The organism is uncultured Arcobacter sp., from assembly GCF_937982575.1.
GTDB lineage: Bacteria > Campylobacterota > Campylobacteria > Campylobacterales > Arcobacteraceae > Arcobacter.
The window spans coordinates 67,710-87,566 of the sequence record NZ_CALJLR010000021.1 but is presented as its reverse complement, the minus strand read 5'-3'; the positions used below and the strand labels follow the sequence as shown (position 1 = coordinate 87,566).

Genomic DNA, 19,857 nt, shown 5'->3' with positions numbered 1-19,857 from the left:
TAATCGCACAGCTACTTTGGTGAATTATTGCAAAATAATTGAACAATTACACTACAAAATAGAATTTGTAGTGTACCTAATTTCAAATTTAAAAGGTATAAACTATGAGAAGAGACTTCTTAAAAAAACTTGGACTTGCTTCATTAGCATTAACATTAAGTGCATCTACTTTAAGTGCAAACCCAGAAAATTGGCCAAAAGAGGTTAACTTTGGTGTTATTCCTGTTGCAGGTGCAACTTCTATGAAAGATACATTTGGTGGATTGTCAACATATTTAGAAAAAAAGCTAGGTATTAAAGTAAATCTACAAACTGCTGGTGATTATGCAGGTGTTATTACTGCTATGCAACACAATCACGTACAGATAGCTTACTTTGGACCAAAATCTTATGTAGAGGCTCAAAAAAGAGCAAAAGCACAAGCCGTTGCAGTGGAGGTTGGTGAAGAGACTGGATTACCAGGTTATTATGGAATGATTCTTACAAAAAAAGGAAGTGGTCTTAAATCTTTAGAAGATATTAAAGGTAAAACATGGGCATTTACATCTTCACACTCTACAAGTGGTACATTAGTTCCAACTGTAATGTTCTCTAAAAAAGGAATCAATCCACAAGAATATTTTTCAAAAGTATTATACTCAGGTGGACATGAAGCTTCTATTCTTTCTATAAAAGCAGGAAAAATTGATGCTGCATCTACAAACAATCTTGATTATAACAGAGGTCTTGGAAGAAACTGGACAGCAGATGATTTTAATGTTATTTGGAAATCAGACATTATTCCAGGTTCTCCTATGACAGTTAGATCAGATTTACCAGAGTCATTTAAAATGGCAGTAATGGGTGCGTTTTTATCATATAACGATAAAGAAGGTCTTAAAAAATTAAAACTTAAAGGTTTTGCACCTGCTAAAGACAGTGATTATGATTCTGTAAGAGAATTAATCAAACTTAAAAAAGAACTAAAAAAGAAAAAATAAGCACACAAAAATAGAACAAAATCAGCTGAATAACTCAGCTGATTTTCATATCAAACCATTAATTTAAAAAATGCAATACCCTTGTATTGCCTTTTTTAAATTTAATTTTATAAGGAAATATAATGTCAATTGACCAATTAAAAAAAGAGTCAAACCCTTTTAAGCTGTTTAATGTAGTTTTACTCTTCATATTTATGTTTATAGTAGCTCAAAGCTGGGTTGATACTGAGATGAGCTTTATGGGACTTGTTGATGGATGGGGATACATGCTCTCATATATGCAAGGAAATCCAGAGATAGAAGGAAGCTCATACTTTCCACCAAACACATATAGTGAAGATTTGATTGTCTATTTTTGGGCCATGCTAGAAACTGTACAAATGGCAATTATTGCACTCATTATTTCTATTATTTTAGCTATTCCTTTATCATATATTACATCTAGAAATATACTTTTAATTTTAATACCTGGAAAGACTTGGTGGCATGAACTTTTAAGAAAAAGTCTTTATGCAATAGGTACATTTATTGCCAATGTTTGCCGTTCTGTAAATGAATTAGTATGGGCCTTGATATTTGTAAGTGCTGTAGGTCTTGGACCAATGGCAGGTATTTTGGCACTTGGTATTCATACAGCAGGAGTATTGAGTAAACTCTTAAGTGAAGGAAATGAATCCATTGACCCAGGTCCCGTTGAAGCCTTAGCAAGCAGTGGTGCAGGATTTATCAAGATCTTAACTTATGCAGTTATTCCACAAACTATGCCTCACTTTGTATCAATGGTTTTATATCGATTTGAAAGTGATGTAAGAAGTGCTTCTATCTTAGGGTTTGTTGGGGCTGGTGGTATTGGGTATTACCTATTTGACAAATTAAGAGGTTTTGAAAATGGGGATGTTTGTACTATCCTCATCTTTATTATTGTAACAGTTTGGGGACTTGACAAATTAAGTGCTATGATTAGAAAAAGGTTTATTTAATGGAATTTCAAAGAGAAGATTTAAATTATATCTTACAGCAAGCACCACTTAAAAAGTTAGAAGAACTTTATAAAAAGATTGATGCAAAACTAGGAGTTACGGTATTGAGCCAACCTTCAAGCCAAACCCTACTTGTACCAGTAAAAGACCCTATTAGTGGTGGAGAGTTTTATGCGGGAGAAGTTCTTGTAACCAGTACTATTGTAGAGATAAATAAAAACAAAGGTTGGTCGATGGTTCAAGATGAAAATGAACAGTTATCCCTTTATATTGCAACTTTTGATGCTGTTTTTGAAGAAGAGATTTTTAAAAATGAGATTATTACCCTATGTACAGATACAAACAAATATATAGAAGAACAAAAAAGTATGTTAAATAAAAAGGTTAATTCAACAAAAGTTAGCTTTGATTTGATGGAAGGATAAGAGATGAATACAACAGACATAGAACAAAATAATAGAGAAAATTTTAGATATTTACTAGATACCTTTTCAATGCCAGGAACAGTAAAAACTATAAACAAACTCTTTGACTCTTACACTTTAGCAATTGCAAGTGTACTTTTATATTCAGAAGTATCTTATTTAAATAATACAAAAGAGGATTTTTCAGTTATTGATGCAATAACAAACTCAAAAGTAGACACTATAAAAAATACAGATTATCTCTTTTGTGATAGTTTGACAGATATTTTAAATGTAGTTAAAAAAGGTACCCATTTAAACCCTGATTATTCGTGTACCATTATTTATATTTGCGACTCTTTTGATGGAGAGACAATTACTTTAAAAGGTCCTGGAATAGATGTACAAAAAGATACAAACTATCCTGTAAATAAAAAGTTTATAGAAGAGTTTAATAATAACAATATCTCTTATCCATTAGGAAATGAAATAGTATTTTTAAATAAAAACAATGGACAAATCAAGTCTTTATGTAGAACAACAAAACTGGAGATTGCATAATGGGATATGTTGCCATTAAAGGCGGAGAAGAGGCCATTGAAAACTCTTTGAATTTTTATGAAGAGACTCTTCAAAACTCAAATAAGATTCAAACAGAAGATGTAACTACAGGTTTGAGATTTGCAGTTGATAAGGTTATGAGTGAAGGCTCACTTTATAGTAAAAAGCTAGCTTCAGTTGCCATCAAAAAAAGTGCTGGTGATTTACTTAATGCTGCATTTTTCCTAAGAGCTCACAGAAGTTCTTGCCAAAGAATAGGAATAGCAAAAACTATAGATGTAAATGAGATGCATATTCAAAGAAGAATATCATCAGCTTTTAAAGATATCCAAGGTGGACAGATTTTAGGGGCTTCAAATGACTATGAAGTAAAACTTATCCTAAACAATATTCACCAAACAAAAAAATGGGAACACTATAGTAGTGAAGACAATATTATAAAAAGTGCCCTAGAGCCACTAAGAGCAAAAAATTTAGTTAAAAAATTAAAAACTGATGAAGAAACTTCTGATATTACAAGAGTTTTTCCAGAACCTCCATATCCAAGAAGTGCAGTTATGCAGACGATGGCTAGGGGAGAAGCTGGTTCGATGTTAGGTTTTGCGTATACATCTATTCGAGGTTATGGGGACGTTCATCCAACTATTGGAGATATTAGAACAGGGACAAGTACCGTTAAATTTACACACCCTTTTACAAAAAAAGAGGTAAAGGTAGCCACTTTAGATGTTACAGCTTGTGAGAGTGCAGGAACATTTGAAAAACAAGAAAATGGTGAAGTTAAACTTACTACTGGCTTTGGTTTTTGTTTTGGTTTTAATGAAACAAAAGCAATCAGCATGAGTATTTTAGATTTAAGTATTTATAGTGCCAAATTTAGTGTTGGAGAAAAAGAGTTTGCAAGTGATGTGGAGATGATTATTCATCACATTGATGGAGTTGACTCCATGGGATTTACAAACCACTTCAAACTTCCACATTATGTTACATTTCAATCAGATTTACAAGTATTTTCAAATGCTGCTGATTTTGCAAAGGATAAAAAATGAGATATGCCTTTTTAGATGAAGATGCAAAAAAAGAGATAAGACGTGCAACTCTAAAAGCAGTAGCCATTCCTGGATATATTGTATCTTTTGCAAGTAGAGAGATGCCAATAGCAAGAGGATGGGGAACAGGTGGGATTCAACTAACTCTTTCACTTATAAAAGAAGATGATACTTTAAAAGTTATTGACCAAGGTTGTGATGGTAGTGTAAATGCAGTAAACATTAGAAACTTTGTGACTTCTGTTACACATAATGAGACCACAACAGATACATTAAAAGCAACGCTGATTCAAACAAGACACAGAATTCCAGAAGAGCCTTTAAGTGAAGGACAAATACTAGTATTTCAAGTGCCTATGCCTGATATTTTAGAGACAGTTGAACCAGATACTTATAAAGCAAGAGTAATGCATGCAAATGCTGATTATTCAAAACTGTGGGTACTTTTATATGAAGATACTTCACTTTTTGGAGATAGTCGTATTTCAAATAGATATCCAGTAATTGTAGAAAATAGATATGCTATGGATCCAAGTCCAATTCCTAAATATGACACAACAAAATTAGGTAACTCAAAAGCACTACAACTTTTTGGAGCAGGACGAGAGAAAAAAATATATGCTATTCCTCCATATAGTGATGTCCAACCATTAAAGTTCGAAGATAGAGAGTTTAAAGTAGAAACTTTTGAGGATAAGTCTTGTAAAAGATGTGGAAATAGTGGAGTCTTTTTAGACCAAGTATATGATAAAGAGGGAAAAGTAAACTACTACTGTAGTGACACTTCATATTGTGATAAAACATTAGAGAAAAAAGGCAAATAATGGTACTACAAATAAAAGATTTATCAAAAATATTTGGAGTTTCTTGTCCTAAGTGTTTAGAAGATACAGGAGCTCAAACTAACTCATCTATTTGTCCACATTGTAATGCAGTTGTTGGAGTAAACAACGTAAACCTAGAGTTAAAAAAAGGTGAGGTTTTAGGAATAGTGGGAGAGAGTGGAAGTGGAAAATCTACCCTTTTACAACTTATTTATCAAGACCAAAAAGCCTCAAGGGGTGAAGTTTTTATAGAAAACTTCACAGATAAAAATGGTAATAAAAAAGATATCAATAAAGCTAGTTTAAATGACATGAATTATCTAAGAAATACTTTAATGTCAATGATTTATCAAAACCCAAGATTAGGACTAAACTATAGATTTAGTGCTGGTGGGAATATTGCTGAAAAGGTTATCATGGGTGGAAATAAAAAGTATGATGAGATAAGAAATATCGCTAAATACTTTTTAGATAAAACAGAGATACCAGTAAGTAGAATAGATGATTATCCAGATAGATTTAGTGGAGGTCAACAGCAAAGAATCCAAATATCAAAAGCCCTATCAAGTAATCCAAAACTTCTGCTTTTGGATGAGCCAACCACTGGACTTGATTTATCAGTTCAAGCTAAGATTTTAGATTTGATAAAGGTACTTCAAAAAGAGATTGGCTTTTCTATGGTAATCGTATCTCATGATTTGGGTGTTATAAAACATCTCACAGATATAACAGTTGTAATGAAAAATGGACAAATCGTTGAAAAAGGTCTTACAGATCAAATCTTAGAAGACCCACAACATCCATATACTCAACTTCTTGTATCTAGTATATTGTAAGGTTTAAAAATGCAAAAATTAAAAATAAGAAATTTACATAAAGAGTTTACAGTACATACAAGAGGTGGACTTAAAATCAATGGTTACTATGATATAACTTTTGAACTAAATAAAGGTGAGTTTTTATCACTATATGGACCAAGTGGATTAGGAAAATCTTCTGTTTTAAAAGCCTTATATAGAACCTATACAACAACGAGTGGTGAGATTTTATTTAATTATGATGATGGAAGCTCGTTAGATATTGCAAAAGCGTGTGAAAGTGAAATATTAAATTTACGAAAAGAACACTTAGGTTATGTCTCTCAGTTTTTACAAGTACTACCAAGAATCAGTGCAGTAGATATTGTGGCACAACCCTTGATTGAAAAAGGTGAAAGTGAAGATAAAGCAAAAAATAAAGCAAAAGAGATGTTGAGTTTTTTAAATATTAAAGAAGAACTTTTTGACATCTCACCTTTGACTTTTAGTGGTGGAGAACAACAGCGTGTAAATATTGCAAAAGGAATCATCGCACCAAAATCGGTACTTTTACTTGATGAACCAACAGCCTCTTTAGATAAAAATAATACCAATAAAGTTATTGACAAGTTATTGGAAATAAAAAAAGAAGGGGTAACCATGATTGGGATTTTCCATGATATGGATTGCATGAAAAGAATTAGTGATAAGATTTTTGATATGAAGGAAAAAAGATATGCAAACAATCATTAGAAGTACAAATGTACTAATTGATGGCAAATTTCAAGGGGCTGATGTTGTAATTCAAGGAGATAAAATAACAGCTGTTTGTCCTTACAAAAGTGTAGATATTGCTATTGATTTAGGTGAGAGAAGAATTGTACCAGGGTTTGTGGATTTACACGGTGATGCTATTGAAAAAGAATTAGAACCAAGACCAGGGGCAAGATTTCCTACAAAAATGGCAGTAATAGAACTAGATAAGAAACTCTCAATGGCAGGTGTTACTTCTATGTACCATGCTATTGGTTTTAATGATGAAGAGCTAAGTAAAGGAAGAGGAACAGAACGTTCTAAAGAACTTATTGAAGAGATTTATGAAGCAAATAAGGCTCATCTTGGTGTTGATAATTTAATACACGCAAGATTTGAAATCACAAGTGAAAGTTCCCTTGAAACTATAAAAAATCTAATCTCTAGCAAAAAAGTTGATATGTTATCTATTATGGATCACAGCCCTGGACAAGGACAATTTAAAACCTTAGAATCATGGAAAAAGTATCACTTAAGTGCATATACAATTGATGATGAAGATGTTGAAGAGTATATTGAAAAAAAATTAGCAAAAGACAAAGTTGGAATTGTAGAAGATTTAGTAAAGTTTGGCTTAGATAACAATATTGCAGTGCTTAGTCATGATGATGATTGTGAAGATAAGTTAAATACTTTGAAGGCTTTAGGTGTTACTTTTTCTGAATTTCCTTTAAGTGTTGAAGTTGCACAAAAAGCAAAAGAGTTAGGTATTAGTACAGGAATGGGTGCACCAAATGTAGTAAGAGGTGGAAGCCAAAGTGGCAATATCGCTGCTCGTGAATTAATCAAAAAAGGTGTATGTGATTACCTTTGCAGTGACTATCATCCTGCATCACTGCTGTTAAGCCCTTACAGACTAAAAGAAGATGTTGATTTAGAGCTTGAAAAAGGTTTTGCAATGATTAGTTCAACTCCTGCAAGATTAGCTAACCTAAATGATAGAGGGGAGATACAAGAGGGAAAAATTGCAGATATTGTAGTAATCGATGAATCTCATTTTCCTAAAGTGGTACTTACACTAAAAAATGGAGAAATTGTTTACAATGGAATTAGAGGTTTCAAAATATAATGTATAAAATAGAGTCCCTTAATATAAAAGAAAAAAAGGTATTAACAAAAGAGCCAAATATTGATTCAACATCTACAATAAAAGATTGTAGTTTTGGAGAGTATATAGAAATTGCCTCTAACAATAATATTCAAGATACAGTAATTGATGACTACTCATATACAAGTGAACACTGCCAAATCATTCATAGTACAATCAAAAAGTTTGTTAATATAGCTTCTTATGTAAGACTAAATCCAAGTCAACATCCTATGTCATGGGCAAGTCAACATCATATGCAATACCGAAAAGAGATGTTTGGATTTGGGATTGATGATGAGAGTTTTTTTGATTGGAGAAAAGAGCGAAGAGTTGAAGTAGGAAATGATGTCTGGATAGGACATAATGTTGTAATCATGGGTGATGTCACAGTTGGAGACGGTGCTGGTATTGGAAGTAGTTCTGTTGTGACAAAAGATATACCACCATTTGCAATAGTTGTTGGTAATCCAGCTCGCATTATTAGATATAGATTTGATGAAAAGACAATCGAAGCTTTAAAAACTATTGCATGGTGGGATTGGGATTATGAAAAAATTAAAAATAGTATTGATGATTTTAAAAGCATTGAACTATTTATAGAAAAGTATAAAAAATGAAACAGATAATTTTGATTGTTGGGGCAAGTGGAGTTGGCAAAGATACACTTTTAAGAAGTATTCAAAATAAAGTAGAAGTTAACTTTGTAAAAAGATACATTACAAGAAAACCTGATAGTAATGAAGAGAACTATTATATTGATACAGAAGCCTTCCAAAGATTACAAAAAGATGGTTTTTTCATCTCTACATGGGAAGCTCATACAAATAAATATGGTATAGCTAAAAACCAGATTATTGAGGGGCTTAATATAATCTCTATTTCAAGAGGTGCAATAAAAGATTTTGAAGAGAAGTTTGAAAATGTAATCACTATAGAGATAACTCTTCCAAAAGATGTTTTATATAAAAGATTAAAAAATAGAGCTAGAGAAAATGAAGAAGAGATACAAAAAAGACTAGCTAGAGTATATGAAAAAATCGAAGCTACAAATATCATACAATTTGATAATTCAAATTCAATAGAACTCTCTTGTGCTAATTTTATCACTTTATTAAAAAGAATTAAAAATGAAACAGTTTTTTAATATAGCAACTTATAACCTCTGGAAGAACTGTGGGAAATTTCCAAAAAGAATCCATGATATTGGACGAAAACTAGAAAACCTTGATTGTATTTGTTTACAAGAAGATTATGAAGATACAAACTTCTCAAGTAGTGCTAATATAAATGAATCATTAGGATTTTATAAAATCACTTTACCTTTACGTGCAAAAAAAAGAAATGGAAAAAAATCAAGTTCAAATCTTACAATTTTGTCCAAATATAAACTATCTCACCTTGAAGATATCTACTTTAATAAAGGTGAAGAAGATGAGAGAGGAGCTCAATTTATTCAAATTGAAATCAATAACAAAAAACTACTCATTATAAATACTCATCTAACAAATTTGAGTCACCAAGGAAGAATGAATCAAATAGAGATTATTAGATATAAACTTGAAAACTATAATAGTGATATGACAATAATCTGTGGAGATATGAATTCAAATGCCAACTCAAAAGAGATAAAAAAGATTAAGAGATGTGGATATAGCTCTGTAAATGAATTAGCCACATATGAAGAGGACTTAGTACTTGATTATATTTTTTATAAAAGTAATTTTAACCTAGAGGTAGAATCAAAAATAAGTATTAAAAATTTAAGTGATCATTACTGCTTAGAAAATAGTTTTAGCTGGATAAATGAAAGAAATAAGTAGTAACTTTTTTGTAGCAGGAACAATTAAATCTGTTCTTGGTTTGGGTATTACTACAACTATTGGATATGGAACACTTTTTTACTCTTTTACTATAATGTCTACGCAAATTCAAAATGAATTTGAATGGAGTAAATCTTTTATATTTGGAATATTCTCTTTAGGGATTTTACTTGGAGGTTTTCTAGCTCCAACTGTAGGAAAACTACTTGATCACCATGGTGCACGAATTATTATGACAATAGGCTCTTTTTTATGTTTTTTAGGATTATACTCTATCTCTTTTATTCAAAATGAGTGGCACTATATAATATCAATACTATTTTTAGAAGTTGTATCAACTCTTGTTTTATATGAATCTGCATTTGTAGCTTTTTCCCAGTTAGCAGGAGATAAAGCAAGAACGCCCATAACTCAAATCACACTTATTGCAGGATTTGCCTCAACTATTTTTTGGCCACTAATTAGTTATCTTCTTACCACTATGAACTGGAGAGAGGTATATGTTACTCTTGGACTATTTCATATTTTTATTGCTATGCCAATACACTATTTTGTTCTAAAACCCAATTTATTAATAGATAATGCAAGTAAAGATAAATCAATAAAGCATTTACCAGATACTTTAAATATAAAAGGGAAAAATCAAAAAGAAGCTAAAATCTTTTTGATTCTTGTTTTTTCATTAATTGCAATTCCAGTAACTGTTATGCAAACACATTTTATGGGCTTACTAGCTGAATTTGGATTTGAGATTGCAAGTGCGGTAATCTTAGGCGCAATCATTGGTCCTGCACAAGTTGTCGCAAGAATATTTGAGATAATTATTGCAAAAAAGATTACCCCATTACAATCAGGTTTTTACTCTATTTTAGTGGTTTGTATTGGTTTGATATTTCTTATTTTTAGTGGATATAGCTATTATTTTGCACTTCTTTTTATAATCTTATATGGTACAGGACAAGGACTTTTAGCCATAATTAGAGGTTCTATACCTTTATATTTATTTGGCAGAACTGGTTATGGTAAAATTACAGGAGATATTAACTTATTTAGAAATACAATTGTTGCAACTGTACCATTTGGTTTTGCATTAGTTATGGATAGCATTGGTGCTAAAAGTGCTGTATTCATGCTAATAGTAATATCATTTATCTCACTCATATTATTATATATTTTAATCCAAAAGACAAAGGTAGTTTTAGATGAAAATTAACTTCTTAGGAACAGCAGATAGTGGAGGAATTCCAACACATAATTGCAAGTGTATTATTTGTCAAGAGTATCGAAGTAAAAATAAAGTTAATCTTTCTACAAGTGCCTACATTGAGTGTGAAAATGGTGAAATCATTTTACTTGATGCAGGAATCGAAAATATTGCAACAATATTTGATAAGAGAAAAATCAAAGCTATATTTCTAACACATTTTCATCCAGATCATACTCTAGGACTTTTACGCCTTAGATATAGCGCTGATAATATTGACTGTTATCATCCAAAAGATGAGAAAGGTTTTGCTGATCTTTTTAAACATACAAAAGCAATAAGATATATTGAAAACACTCTATTTGCACCAATAAAAGTAAATGAGCTTAGTTTCACTCCCATACCCCTTAAACACTCAAAAAATACTTCTGGTTACCTAATAGAGAGTAGAGATAAAACTATTGCTTATTTGACTGATTGTGGGGGTATATCAAAAGAATCAATGGACTTTTTATTATCAAAAGAGATTGATGAGTGTTATATAGATGCTGGACTTGCACCAAATTTAAATAATGGAAATCACCTAAACTATGAAGAGGCAACAAAACTCTTAGATATTATCAATGCAAGAAAGTCATATCTAATACATGCTTCTCATCACACTTTAAGTTATTTGAAAATAAACAATATAGAATTAAAGTATCCATTTTATATTTAATTATTTTATTTCTAAGAATCAAATTGTATAATTTGAAAAATTAATAAAATAGGATTTCTAATGAACAAAGTTACCTTAAAACCTAAAGAGATGAAAAAGTTTAGTCTATATTGCCCTTTTACAAATGAAAAACTTGATAATGATAATAACTCTTTTGAAATATATGAAGGTGCAGGAAACTACCTGTTTTCATTGTGTGAAGATTGTCTTTTTTTTGACGCAGGAAATAATGATGAAATTGAAAAGTATTGGAAAGATTCAGCACTAGAAGCAGTAGATAAGTTTGTAAAAAATCACTCTGATGAAAATATTCTAGTAATTGAGGTATCTGATAAAGATGATACTTACTATTATGGTTTTATAAATGAAGAAAATATAGAATTAACTAATGAAGATATAGAGAAAAGATTTATTAAATAAGCATAAAATCACTAAAATGCTTATGGATATGGTAGAATAATATAAAAGATAAATCTTAACCTTACATAAAGTGAATATTAATAATGAAAAGCTATAAATTTATAATTAGTGGAAAAGTACAAGGTGTTAGCTATAGAAAAAGCATAGCCGACAATGCAAATAGAGCAAAACTTAGTGGATATATTAAAAATTTGCCAGATGGTAAAGTAGAAGCAGTAGTAACCTGTCATGAAAAAAGATTAAATGATTTTATTACTATATTAAAAAGTGGTAGTCCAACTAGTAAAGTAAGTGATATAAAACAGTCTTCTTTAGGCTCTTTACACAATAATGGATTTGAAGTAAGATAATAATCTTAATAGTACTAAATACTTGTGATACTGTGTATAAACCTCTTATTGAGTAACCTTGACTATTCTCCCATAGGTATCATAATTCTAAAGCTTGCTCCTATATATGTTTTATTAGCATAATCAAACTCTTTATTTTTTACTTCAATTTTTCCATTGAAACTTTTTTCAATAATCTTTTTAGTCATAAAAAGTCCTATTCCTGTTCCACTTTTTTCTTTTGTTGTAAAGTAAGCATCAAATACTTTTGAGATAATATTATCAGGAATTCCTCCTGCATTATCAAGAATTTCTATGATTACATTATCCTTATCATTATATATATTTATCACAAGTAGTTTTATATGGTTTATTGATACTTTTTTCTCAAACTCATCTCTTGTGTTAGAAAAAACATTCATTAAACACTGAATCAATTCATTTTTTACGCCTTTAACATTTGAACTCTTTTCTTTATTGATTTGAATATTAATTTCACTACTTGTAAACCTTGAAGTCATTAAATATAAAGTTTTATCAATTACTGAAGATACATCAAACAATTCAACAAGTTTTTTATTACTAAAGAAATTTCTAAAATCTTCTATTGTTTGAGATAAATAGTTAGTTGTATGAATAATATTATCTAATCCTTCATCTAAAATTTTTTCATCAAAATTCTTCATTTCTAAATTTAATTGTAATCCACTTGCTGAAGTAGAGATAATAGATAATGGTTGTCTCCATTGATGAGCTATATTTTCTAGCATCTCCCCCATCGTAGCAATTTTGCTTTGTTGTAAAAGTATTTCATCTTTTTCTAGTAACTCTATTTCTTTTTTCTTTAGTTCAGTTATATTTCTTCCAATAAATAAAACATTATCTTTATCTTTTATTTTTATTAATGAAATTAAAAGGGCAATCTTTTTGCCATCTTTATTAAAACAGCTAATTTCAAATATACTCTTTTCATTGTTGTTTAAGACTTGTTCAAATATTTCTATAAACTCTTTATTGCCTTTTATAAGTAAATCTATACTTTTATTTAAAAGTTCATCTTCTTTATAAAGAGTTGTTTGAACTCCTTCATGATTTACAAACTCTATTTCTTTTTTATTATTCAATACAATAATAATGTCATGCGTTGTATTAAGTATTGAAGAAAGTCTATTTTGTAAACTTTCTAATTTTTTATTGAGTTTTTTAGTAGTATCTAATTCTCTTAATGTATTACCCAATATTTTTGATACAAAATAACTTGCTACAAAAGTTAAAATAAGTATTATAAAAACAACATATCCATATTGGATATAATGACTTTTAATCTCTTTTTCTAAATAATCATCTTTTGGTTCTAAGATTATAATTGGTTTATTTGCAATGGGAATATCAAGTTTTTTTGAAATAAAATTGTCTGTTTTAAAAATATCTGTTTTAAAAATATTTTTAGAATCAGTGTATTCATTTAGTATATTATATTTTTCTTTTTTAAATAATCCCCAACTTTTATCATTGTCATAATGAAGTAATGTATTTCCATCAATATCTACCAATATCATTTTATACAATGTTATATCAATAAACTTATTTAAAAAATCATTCATAAAGTAGTTGATTATAAGGATACCATCAAACTTATCATTCTTATTTATAGGTAATATAGCTCTTATTGTTGGATTATATGGCTTTTGAACTTTTCCATTTTCTATATTTAAATCTAGTGGTGAAAACCAAACTTTATTAGCTTCTTTATTTATTGAATCATTGAAATAATATCTATTGCTTTTATTTTGTAATTTATTTACTATATAAGGTTTTTCGAACTCTTTATCCCTATCAATTCTAACTAATTCCATACCATTTTTATCAAGATATCTTAGTTGCATAAAGTCTGTATTGATTTGAGAGATAAGCAGAAGTTGTTTTTCTAAATATAATAAATCTTTTTGATTAGGATTATTTACATACTTATTAAATACTTCATTATCTCTAATACTTTCCAATGTAAGCTCAGCTTTTTTAATAAAGCTTTTTAATACTTTTTCTCTTTCTGTTATTTGTTCAAGACCCCTATTCAATATTGCATTTTTCATATTTATACTAAAGAATATTCTATCAATAAATATAAAAGTAGCAATAATAACGATTGAGTATAAAAATAGAATAAATTTTGATTGATGATTTTTATCAAATAGGAAATTCTTTATCATTATTTTCTCTTTAATTTTAATATAAAAAAATTATACAATTAAAGTATAGCATTTCAACTACATAATTTCAATTACAAGTTAGCATGCATTTTGAGGTGTTAAGTAAAGAATTTTAGAGTTTAATTATTATTTATATAAAAGTTATACAAGACCATAAAATAAGGAGTTAATCTGGCAGACAGGATGGGATTCGAACCCACGGTAGTTTGACCTACACTTCGCTTCCAACGAAGTACCTTCGACCTCTCAGACACCTGTCTATGTATTAGTAAGTCGCAAGTATACTTTTAAAAAGATTAATAAAGTTTTAAATTGATTCTTATGGACTTATATTTGAGTTAAGATGCCATAATTAGAAGAGACTTCTAACTATTGCTATTGTTTAGCAGTACAAATTGATTTTGTAGATATTTTTATTCCAGCTTTGCTACAAGCATCTTTTAGATTTTCATTATTTTGAATTAATCTAATAAATACTTCAACTTTATCTGTTAATTTAATATTTGTAATTGACATATATATCCTTTCTTTTTTTCTACCTAGGATAATCATTTAAATTGAGGAGTAAATAAATTCATATTGTAGTAATTGGTTGCGGAAACAGGATTTGAACCTGTGACCTTCGGGTTATGAGCCCGACGAGCTACCGTACTGCTCTATTCCGCGTTCTGAGTTTTTATTATCTACAAATTAAATAAGAATAAAATTGAAGTAAACTTGAATATCCAAAGGGACAATTAAAGAGAACAAAAAGGTTATAAATACCGATTTTATAATAATGTAGATGGTGCGGATGAAAGGACTTGAACCTTCACACCTTGCGGCACCAGATCCTAAGTCTGGCGTGTATACCAATTTCACCACATCCGCGTATACGAGTCTTAAAATAAGACAAAAAAGTGGTACTCCCTAATGGATTCGAACCATTGACCTACGCCTTAGAAGGGCGTTGCTCTATCCAGCTGAGCTAAGGAAGCACTTAAAAATAAAAATGGGGTAAGATATGGGAATCGAACCCACGACCTTCTGAACCACAACCAGACGCTCTAACCGACTGAGCTAATCCTACCATCATATTTTTTTATACTTTAAAAAAATGGTCGGGGCGAGAGGATTCGAACCTCCGGCCCCCTGGTCCCAAACCAGGTGCGCTAACCAGACTGCGCTACGCCCCGAAACATACTAATCTTACGAAAAGTGGACGGAATTATATTAAGTTTTTTACTATTTGTCAAGGGTAAAATTGGAAAAGATATATAAATTCTCCAATTTTAGCTAAATTTTAGTTTACTCTCCTAAAACTGAATTAATCCATCAATTGGTGAACTAGCTGTTGCATAGGGTTTTTTAGGAATTCTTCCAGCTTTATAACCCATTCTTCCAGCTATTACTGCATACTTCATAGCCTCTGCCATTGCTATTGGATCTTGAGCTTGTGCAATTGCAGTATTTGTTAAAACAGCTTCTGCTCCAAGTTCCATTGCAATAGCTGCATCACTAGCACACCCAACACCTGCATCAACGATTACAGGAACTTTTACTGCATCTTTAATAAAAGCTACGTTATATCTGTTTTGAATTCCTAGACCACTTCCTATTGGTGCAGCTAGTGGCATTATAGCATCTGCACCAGCATCTTCTAATCTTTTTGCAATGATTGGGTCATCATTTGTATATGCCATAATTGTAAAACCCTCTTTTTTTAGAATTTCACAAGCTTTAATTGTCTCTATTACATCTGGATATAAAGTTTTATGAGCATCACCAATAACTTCAAGTTTAATCAAATCTATTCCTGTAGCTTCTCTCATTAGTCTAAATGTTGTAATTGCTTCTTCTGCTGTGAAACACCCTGCACTATTTGGAAGAAGTTTTACATTTGTATCTTTAAAATAATCTAATAAATTCTCTTCATTTGGGTTTGTAATATTTACTCTTCTAATTGCAACTGTTATAAGCTCACTTCCACTTACTAGTGTTGCTTCTTTTGTAGTTTGAAAATCTTTATATTTACCACTTCCTACTATTAATCTACTATTAAACTCATAATTACCAACTTTTAAAATATCACTCATTTTGCATTTTCTCCTATAAATTTTTTATATTCTTTACTAGCATCTTCAATATCTATTAATATAATTTCAGGCAAATCATAGCTATGATTTTCTTTGATTTTCCTTTGTATTTTTTTAAAGTTTTTCTTTTTAGTTTTGATTGAGAGAAGCTTTTCATTATCATTACAAAGTTTGTCTTTCCATATATACAAAGACTGCACATCTGAAATTTGTATACAAGCTGCAAGTTTTTCATCAAGTAAAATATTTGCTATTTTTTTAGCTTCATTTATATCTTCACATGTGGTTTGGACAATAACTAGTTTCATAATTTTGTTACCTCATCAATAATATCTTGTGGAGATAGGGAATAAGAGTTTTTACTAAAATTAGCTGCTGCAAAACTATGTGCTAGGGAGGCTGTAATAGTTGCATCTAAAGAGTTATATCCTTGTGCTAAAAGAGAAGCTATAAGCCCAGATAAAACATCCCCACTTCCACCTTTACTTAAATTTGGTGTGCCATGATTATTTATATATCTTTTTTCTGCCTTTGCAATAATTGTATTTGCACCTTTTAAAAGCAAAGTTACATTTGGATATTTATTTGTAAACATCTCAAGATACTTAAACCTATCATTTTGTAAAGTCTGCACATTAATATCTGCAATATCGCAAAGCTTTAAAAGTGAACAAAACTCTTTTGGATGAGGAGTTAATACAAACTCTTTATTTAAAGTCTCCAATATTAACTCTTCATAAAACAGATCAGCATCTATTACCTTTGGTATTTTAAGAGCTAAGATATTCTTAATCTCTTCAATCTCATAATTGCCAAGTCCCATTCCAATAGCAATAGAGGTACAATTATCTGGTATAAAATGGCTTTGCATAATATGATATGGTAAATTTAATTCCTTATGACAAACAGCTGTTACCAAACCAGCTCCAAATTTAAAAGCTGCATCACAGGCAATCCTACCTGCTCCACACTTCTCTCCCATAATAATACTCACATGACCAAAAGTTCCTTTGTGTGAATTCTTATCTTTTCTAAAAGGAAGGTTCATATCAGACTTTTCTAAAAGAAAAGTATTACTACTACTTTCATAAACATCTCTTTGAACTCCTAGGTCTGCAACTATTATTTCACCTACATAGTTTTTAGCACTATCACTAAATAAAGAGTTCTTATATGCTCCCATTGTAATAGTTGTATGGGCTTTAAACGCCACACTATGAATTTGTCCTAAGATATTAATTCCACTTGGAATATCACAAGCTATTTTATAAGCATCTAAATAATTCACTCTTTTTAAAAGCTCTATTGAACTTTCATCTAAATCTTTATTTAAACCACTTCCAAAAAGACAATCTACAACAACATCACAACTACAAACAAAGTTTATCTCTTCTATTCCTAAAAGTTTTACTCTTTTTAGTTGAAGTTGTGCCATTTGCGACTTTACTCCAAAAGGAATATAGAGTTTCACATCAAACTTTTTATATAAAAGTCTAGCTAATGCTATACCATCAGCTCCATTGTTTCCCAAACCACAAACAATAAGAACTACACTTTTTTCTTCAAACTTATCTTCACAAAATTTTGCCATGCTTGATGCAGCATGCTCCATAAGTATATCTTCACTTAAGGCAAACTCTTCATAACATCTTCTATCTAAAGTTCCAACTTCATCAAATACTTTTTTCATGGCATACTTCTTTATTTGTTTTTAAATTTCCATCCATCTTTTGATAAGATTTCTATTATTTTTTGTTTTACATCACCTTGTAACTCTATCCACTCTTCTTTGATAGCTCCACCACAGGCAAGCTTTTTCTTTAGAAGTTTTAATACCTCTTTTTTTTCATCATCACTTACATTAAATCTACCCACTAAAGTAACTGGCTTACCTTTTCTTTTCTCATAGGTAAATACTAGCTGATGTGAGTTTTTTGGCTCTATTTTATTTGATGGCTTTTTTTTCTTATCATCTTTTTTTGTATCAAAACTATCGCCATCTAATTTTGCACCCATTTCAAATATCATTGTCTCACCTTTTAAAATACCTTCACTCTTGTTTGAACATCAAGTTCATCTATGTCTATAAAATCACTCACTTTATACTGCTCAACTGCAACTCTTCCTATCATAGCTGCATTGTCACTACAATATTTAAGTTCACTTAGCATTAAAGCTGTTCCATACTTTTCACAAAGATTTTCAATCTCACCTCTTAAGCAAGTATTTGCACTTGCTCCTCCTACTATTGCGAAGTTTTTAGGAGCATGCTGTTTAAACAATTTTTTTAATTTTTGCATGATATGTTCAACTGCTGTTTTTTGAAATGAGGCACAAATATCTGCTTTTGTTCTCTCACTTAGAGTCTCTTGCTTTTCTATTTCAAGCCTAACTGCATTTTTTAAGCCTGAATATGAAAACTCTATTTTAGGACTTTGTCTAAGTGGCACTGGAAAATCAAACTTTTCATTATCCCCTTTTGAAGATAGTTCTTGAATAATAGGACCCCCTGGATAACCAAGTTCCAACATCTTTGCAACTTTATCAAAACTCTCACCAAAACTATCATCCATAGTACTTGCTATTATTTTCATATCACTTAAAGAGTTTACTTCTATTATTTGCGTATGTCCACCAGAAACCAAAAGAACTGTTAAAGGTAAGATTGCCTCTGATTCTATAAATAAAGAGTAAATATGCCCTTTTAAATGATTTACAGCAATAAGTGGAATACCTAATGACAGAGATAAAGCTTTTGCCATAGTGACACCTTCCATTAGTGTAACAGAAAGTCCGGGTGCATTTGTAACTGCTATTGCTTTTAGTTGTGGGAAATACTCTTTACACTCTTCAAGTATTTTAGGTAAAGCTTCCACATGAAGTCTTGCAGCAAGTTCTGGAACCACTCCACCATAAACACTATGTTGAAGTTCTTGGGATATTTTTTTGTGATAAACTAATTCGTTTGTATCAATTTTAGTAATGGCAATAGAACTATCATCACAAGAAGATTCGATACTAAGTATCATTTAGCATTTTCCTCACACTCTTCTTCTCTTTTTATCCAATCCAAGGCACAATCAAGTTTTCCAAATCCAGAGGCTGCATTTATATGCCCTGCATCTTCCATGATTTTCATTCCCACATTAAGTTTTGATTGAAGTTCAATTGCTTCCTCGATTTCCATATATGGGTCATTGGTTGAAGCTGCCATTATTATCTCTTTTGCTTTTAAATCTTTTGCAATTGGATATGGATAAAAGCTTTGAGCCTCTTTTACAACTCTATTTCTACTAACTGGTGCTACTAACATCAGTTTATCAAGCTTGATATCAAGTTCATCACAAGTATGAAACCAAAGAATATTTGCTAAAGAGTGACAAACTACAATATCAGGATTGAAGTGTTTTAACTCTTTTTTTAAAAACTCTTTCCACTCATTTAAATCAGGATTTTCTCTTTTTGGAAAAGCTGGAAAAGAGACAATATAGTTCTCTTTTATCAAATCCCTTGCCAAATGAGCTTGCCAATGAGGAAAATCACTTCCACCTAAACCATGTAATATTAAAACTCTTTTATTCAC

Annotated in this window: 24 protein-coding genes and 6 tRNA genes; 16 read left to right on the top strand and 14 right to left on the bottom strand. The window is 30.4% G+C overall.

Annotation, left to right across the window (positions count from 1 at the left end; genetic code table 11):
* The first annotated feature begins 104 nt into the window (after nt 1–104).
* The 16 genes from phnD to Q0617_RS12570 all read left to right on the top strand — a co-directional run bounded on the left by phnD (nt 105) and on the right by Q0617_RS12570 (nt 12,010).
* Nucleotides 105–980: a phosphonate ABC transporter substrate-binding protein gene (gene phnD / locus Q0617_RS12645; protein WP_298753686.1), complete on the top strand. Its 876-nt coding sequence runs from the start codon at nt 105–107 to the stop codon at nt 978–980.
* Between the two features lie 122 nt (nt 981–1,102).
* Nucleotides 1,103–1,960, top strand: coding sequence for a phosphonate ABC transporter, permease protein PhnE (gene phnE, locus Q0617_RS12640; RefSeq protein ID WP_298753684.1), 858 nt, complete (start codon nt 1,103–1,105; stop codon nt 1,958–1,960).
* Nucleotides 1,960–2,385: a phosphonate C-P lyase system protein PhnG gene (locus tag Q0617_RS12635; protein WP_298753683.1), complete on the top strand. Its 426-nt coding sequence runs from the start codon at nt 1,960–1,962 to the stop codon at nt 2,383–2,385. Before phnE ends, Q0617_RS12635 begins: the two co-directional genes overlap by 1 nt.
* 3 nt (nt 2,386–2,388) lie before the next feature.
* Nucleotides 2,389–2,925, top strand: coding sequence for a phosphonate C-P lyase system protein PhnH (locus Q0617_RS12630; protein WP_298753682.1), 537 nt, complete (start codon nt 2,389–2,391; stop codon nt 2,923–2,925).
* The gene (locus Q0617_RS12625; protein WP_298753681.1) at nt 2,925–3,974 is read left to right on the top strand and encodes a carbon-phosphorus lyase complex subunit PhnI; all 1,050 of its coding nucleotides are present in this window, start codon (nt 2,925–2,927) and stop codon (nt 3,972–3,974) included. The genes Q0617_RS12630 and Q0617_RS12625 overlap by 1 nt, the downstream gene beginning before the upstream one ends.
* A complete protein-coding gene (locus Q0617_RS12620; protein WP_298753679.1) occupies nt 3,971–4,798 on the top strand; it encodes an alpha-D-ribose 1-methylphosphonate 5-phosphate C-P-lyase PhnJ in 828 nt (275 codons plus the stop codon). Before Q0617_RS12625 ends, Q0617_RS12620 begins: the two co-directional genes overlap by 4 nt.
* Nucleotides 4,798–5,634: an ATP-binding cassette domain-containing protein gene (locus Q0617_RS12615; protein WP_298753678.1), complete on the top strand. Its 837-nt coding sequence runs from the start codon at nt 4,798–4,800 to the stop codon at nt 5,632–5,634. The genes Q0617_RS12620 and Q0617_RS12615 overlap by 1 nt, the downstream gene beginning before the upstream one ends.
* A gap of 9 nt (nt 5,635–5,643) precedes the next feature.
* Complete coding sequence (phnL, locus tag Q0617_RS12610) at nt 5,644–6,348, top strand: phosphonate C-P lyase system protein PhnL (RefSeq protein WP_298753677.1); 705 nt, start codon at nt 5,644–5,646, stop codon at nt 6,346–6,348.
* Nucleotides 6,332–7,477: an alpha-D-ribose 1-methylphosphonate 5-triphosphate diphosphatase gene (locus tag Q0617_RS12605; protein ID WP_298753676.1), complete on the top strand. Its 1,146-nt coding sequence runs from the start codon at nt 6,332–6,334 to the stop codon at nt 7,475–7,477. The genes phnL and Q0617_RS12605 overlap by 17 nt, the downstream gene beginning before the upstream one ends.
* Nucleotides 7,477–8,115, top strand: a complete 639-nt coding sequence (locus Q0617_RS12600; protein ID WP_298753675.1) for an acetyltransferase — start codon at nt 7,477–7,479, stop codon at nt 8,113–8,115. Before Q0617_RS12605 ends, Q0617_RS12600 begins: the two co-directional genes overlap by 1 nt.
* Nucleotides 8,112–8,642 carry an AAA family ATPase gene (locus Q0617_RS12595; RefSeq protein WP_298753674.1) on the top strand — a complete coding sequence of 177 codons (531 nt, stop codon included), beginning with the start codon at nt 8,112–8,114 and terminating at the stop codon, nt 8,640–8,642. Before Q0617_RS12600 ends, Q0617_RS12595 begins: the two co-directional genes overlap by 4 nt.
* A complete protein-coding gene (locus Q0617_RS12590; RefSeq protein WP_298753672.1) occupies nt 8,626–9,318 on the top strand; it encodes an endonuclease/exonuclease/phosphatase family protein in 693 nt (230 codons plus the stop codon). Before Q0617_RS12595 ends, Q0617_RS12590 begins: the two co-directional genes overlap by 17 nt.
* Nucleotides 9,302–10,531, top strand: a complete 1,230-nt coding sequence (locus tag Q0617_RS12585; protein ID WP_298753671.1) for an MFS transporter — start codon at nt 9,302–9,304, stop codon at nt 10,529–10,531. Before Q0617_RS12590 ends, Q0617_RS12585 begins: the two co-directional genes overlap by 17 nt.
* Nucleotides 10,521–11,240: an MBL fold metallo-hydrolase gene (locus tag Q0617_RS12580; RefSeq protein ID WP_298753670.1), complete on the top strand. Its 720-nt coding sequence runs from the start codon at nt 10,521–10,523 to the stop codon at nt 11,238–11,240. The genes Q0617_RS12585 and Q0617_RS12580 overlap by 11 nt, the downstream gene beginning before the upstream one ends.
* 60 nt (nt 11,241–11,300) lie before the next feature.
* Nucleotides 11,301–11,660, top strand: a complete 360-nt coding sequence (locus tag Q0617_RS12575) for a hypothetical protein (protein ID WP_298753669.1) — start codon at nt 11,301–11,303, stop codon at nt 11,658–11,660.
* A gap of 83 nt (nt 11,661–11,743) precedes the next feature.
* On the top strand, nt 11,744–12,010 hold the full coding sequence (locus tag Q0617_RS12570; protein ID WP_298753668.1) for an acylphosphatase: 267 nt from the start codon (nt 11,744–11,746) through the stop codon (nt 12,008–12,010).
* A gap of 62 nt (nt 12,011–12,072) precedes the next feature.
* On the opposite strand, the gene Q0617_RS12565 is transcribed toward Q0617_RS12570, so the two are convergent.
* The 14 genes from Q0617_RS12565 to Q0617_RS12500 all read right to left on the bottom strand — a co-directional run bounded on the left by Q0617_RS12565 (nt 12,073) and on the right by Q0617_RS12500 (nt 19,857).
* A complete protein-coding gene (locus Q0617_RS12565) occupies nt 12,073–14,199 on the bottom strand; it encodes a PAS domain-containing sensor histidine kinase (RefSeq protein ID WP_298753667.1) in 2,127 nt (708 codons plus the stop codon).
* 172 nt (nt 14,200–14,371) lie between these two features.
* Nucleotides 14,372–14,459 (bottom strand) — tRNA-Ser (locus Q0617_RS12560).
* 115 nt (nt 14,460–14,574) lie between these two features.
* Nucleotides 14,575–14,715, bottom strand: a complete 141-nt coding sequence (locus Q0617_RS12555; protein WP_298753666.1) for a hypothetical protein — start codon at nt 14,713–14,715, stop codon at nt 14,575–14,577.
* A gap of 73 nt (nt 14,716–14,788) precedes the next feature.
* Nucleotides 14,789–14,865 (bottom strand) — tRNA-Met (locus Q0617_RS12550).
* A 119-nt stretch (nt 14,866–14,984) separates the two neighbouring features.
* Nucleotides 14,985–15,069: transfer RNA gene (locus Q0617_RS12545), tRNA-Leu, on the bottom strand.
* A 30-nt stretch (nt 15,070–15,099) separates the two neighbouring features.
* A tRNA-Arg gene (locus Q0617_RS12540) sits at nt 15,100–15,176 on the bottom strand.
* A gap of 15 nt (nt 15,177–15,191) precedes the next feature.
* Nucleotides 15,192–15,268 (bottom strand) — tRNA-His (locus Q0617_RS12535).
* A 28-nt stretch (nt 15,269–15,296) separates the two neighbouring features.
* Nucleotides 15,297–15,374: transfer RNA gene (locus Q0617_RS12530), tRNA-Pro, on the bottom strand.
* A gap of 120 nt (nt 15,375–15,494) precedes the next feature.
* A complete protein-coding gene (locus tag Q0617_RS12525) occupies nt 15,495–16,274 on the bottom strand; it encodes a thiazole synthase (RefSeq protein ID WP_298753665.1) in 780 nt (259 codons plus the stop codon).
* The gene (cutA, locus tag Q0617_RS12520) at nt 16,271–16,582 is read right to left on the bottom strand and encodes a divalent-cation tolerance protein CutA (RefSeq protein WP_298753663.1); all 312 of its coding nucleotides are present in this window, start codon (nt 16,580–16,582) and stop codon (nt 16,271–16,273) included. Before cutA ends, Q0617_RS12525 begins: the two co-directional genes overlap by 4 nt.
* Complete coding sequence (locus Q0617_RS12515; RefSeq protein ID WP_298753662.1) at nt 16,579–17,964, bottom strand: NAD(P)H-hydrate dehydratase; 1,386 nt, start codon at nt 17,962–17,964, stop codon at nt 16,579–16,581. Before Q0617_RS12515 ends, cutA begins: the two co-directional genes overlap by 4 nt.
* An 11-nt stretch (nt 17,965–17,975) precedes the next feature.
* The gene (locus tag Q0617_RS12510; protein WP_298753661.1) at nt 17,976–18,302 is read right to left on the bottom strand and encodes a translation initiation factor SUI1; all 327 of its coding nucleotides are present in this window, start codon (nt 18,300–18,302) and stop codon (nt 17,976–17,978) included.
* An 11-nt stretch (nt 18,303–18,313) separates the two neighbouring features.
* On the bottom strand, nt 18,314–19,303 hold the full coding sequence (tsaD, locus tag Q0617_RS12505; RefSeq protein ID WP_298753660.1) for a tRNA (adenosine(37)-N6)-threonylcarbamoyltransferase complex transferase subunit TsaD: 990 nt from the start codon (nt 19,301–19,303) through the stop codon (nt 18,314–18,316).
* Nucleotides 19,300–19,857, bottom strand: coding sequence for an alpha/beta hydrolase (locus Q0617_RS12500; protein WP_298753659.1), 558 nt, complete (start codon nt 19,855–19,857; stop codon nt 19,300–19,302). Before Q0617_RS12500 ends, tsaD begins: the two co-directional genes overlap by 4 nt.

Coding starts and splice junctions, on each gene's coding strand:
- Q0617_RS12605 (WP_298753676.1), top strand. CDS start 6,332: ATGCAAACAATCATTAGAAGTACAAATGTACTAATTGATGGCAAATTT.
- Q0617_RS12515 (WP_298753662.1), bottom strand. CDS start 17,964: ATGAAAAAAGTATTTGATGAAGTTGGAACTTTAGATAGAAGATGTTAT.
- Q0617_RS12525 (WP_298753665.1), bottom strand. CDS start 16,274: ATGAGTGATATTTTAAAAGTTGGTAATTATGAGTTTAATAGTAGATTA.
- Q0617_RS12595 (WP_298753674.1), top strand. CDS start 8,112: ATGAAACAGATAATTTTGATTGTTGGGGCAAGTGGAGTTGGCAAAGAT.
- Q0617_RS12575 (WP_298753669.1), top strand. CDS start 11,301: ATGAACAAAGTTACCTTAAAACCTAAAGAGATGAAAAAGTTTAGTCTA.
- tsaD (WP_298753660.1), bottom strand. CDS start 19,303: ATGATACTTAGTATCGAATCTTCTTGTGATGATAGTTCTATTGCCATT.
- Q0617_RS12510 (WP_298753661.1), bottom strand. CDS start 18,302: ATGATATTTGAAATGGGTGCAAAATTAGATGGCGATAGTTTTGATACA.
- Q0617_RS12630 (WP_298753682.1), top strand. CDS start 2,389: ATGAATACAACAGACATAGAACAAAATAATAGAGAAAATTTTAGATAT.
- Q0617_RS12585 (WP_298753671.1), top strand. CDS start 9,302: ATGAAAGAAATAAGTAGTAACTTTTTTGTAGCAGGAACAATTAAATCT.
- Q0617_RS12615 (WP_298753678.1), top strand. CDS start 4,798: ATGGTACTACAAATAAAAGATTTATCAAAAATATTTGGAGTTTCTTGT.
- Q0617_RS12555 (WP_298753666.1), bottom strand. CDS start 14,715: ATGTCAATTACAAATATTAAATTAACAGATAAAGTTGAAGTATTTATT.
- Q0617_RS12580 (WP_298753670.1), top strand. CDS start 10,521: ATGAAAATTAACTTCTTAGGAACAGCAGATAGTGGAGGAATTCCAACA.
- cutA (WP_298753663.1), bottom strand. CDS start 16,582: ATGAAACTAGTTATTGTCCAAACCACATGTGAAGATATAAATGAAGCT.
- phnL (WP_298753677.1), top strand. CDS start 5,644: ATGCAAAAATTAAAAATAAGAAATTTACATAAAGAGTTTACAGTACAT.
- Q0617_RS12590 (WP_298753672.1), top strand. CDS start 8,626: ATGAAACAGTTTTTTAATATAGCAACTTATAACCTCTGGAAGAACTGT.
- Q0617_RS12625 (WP_298753681.1), top strand. CDS start 2,925: ATGGGATATGTTGCCATTAAAGGCGGAGAAGAGGCCATTGAAAACTCT.
- Q0617_RS12620 (WP_298753679.1), top strand. CDS start 3,971: ATGAGATATGCCTTTTTAGATGAAGATGCAAAAAAAGAGATAAGACGT.
- Q0617_RS12600 (WP_298753675.1), top strand. CDS start 7,477: ATGTATAAAATAGAGTCCCTTAATATAAAAGAAAAAAAGGTATTAACA.
- Q0617_RS12570 (WP_298753668.1), top strand. CDS start 11,744: ATGAAAAGCTATAAATTTATAATTAGTGGAAAAGTACAAGGTGTTAGC.
- Q0617_RS12635 (WP_298753683.1), top strand. CDS start 1,960: ATGGAATTTCAAAGAGAAGATTTAAATTATATCTTACAGCAAGCACCA.
- phnD (WP_298753686.1), top strand. CDS start 105: ATGAGAAGAGACTTCTTAAAAAAACTTGGACTTGCTTCATTAGCATTA.
- Q0617_RS12565 (WP_298753667.1), bottom strand. CDS start 14,199: ATGATAAAGAATTTCCTATTTGATAAAAATCATCAATCAAAATTTATT.
- phnE (WP_298753684.1), top strand. CDS start 1,103: ATGTCAATTGACCAATTAAAAAAAGAGTCAAACCCTTTTAAGCTGTTT.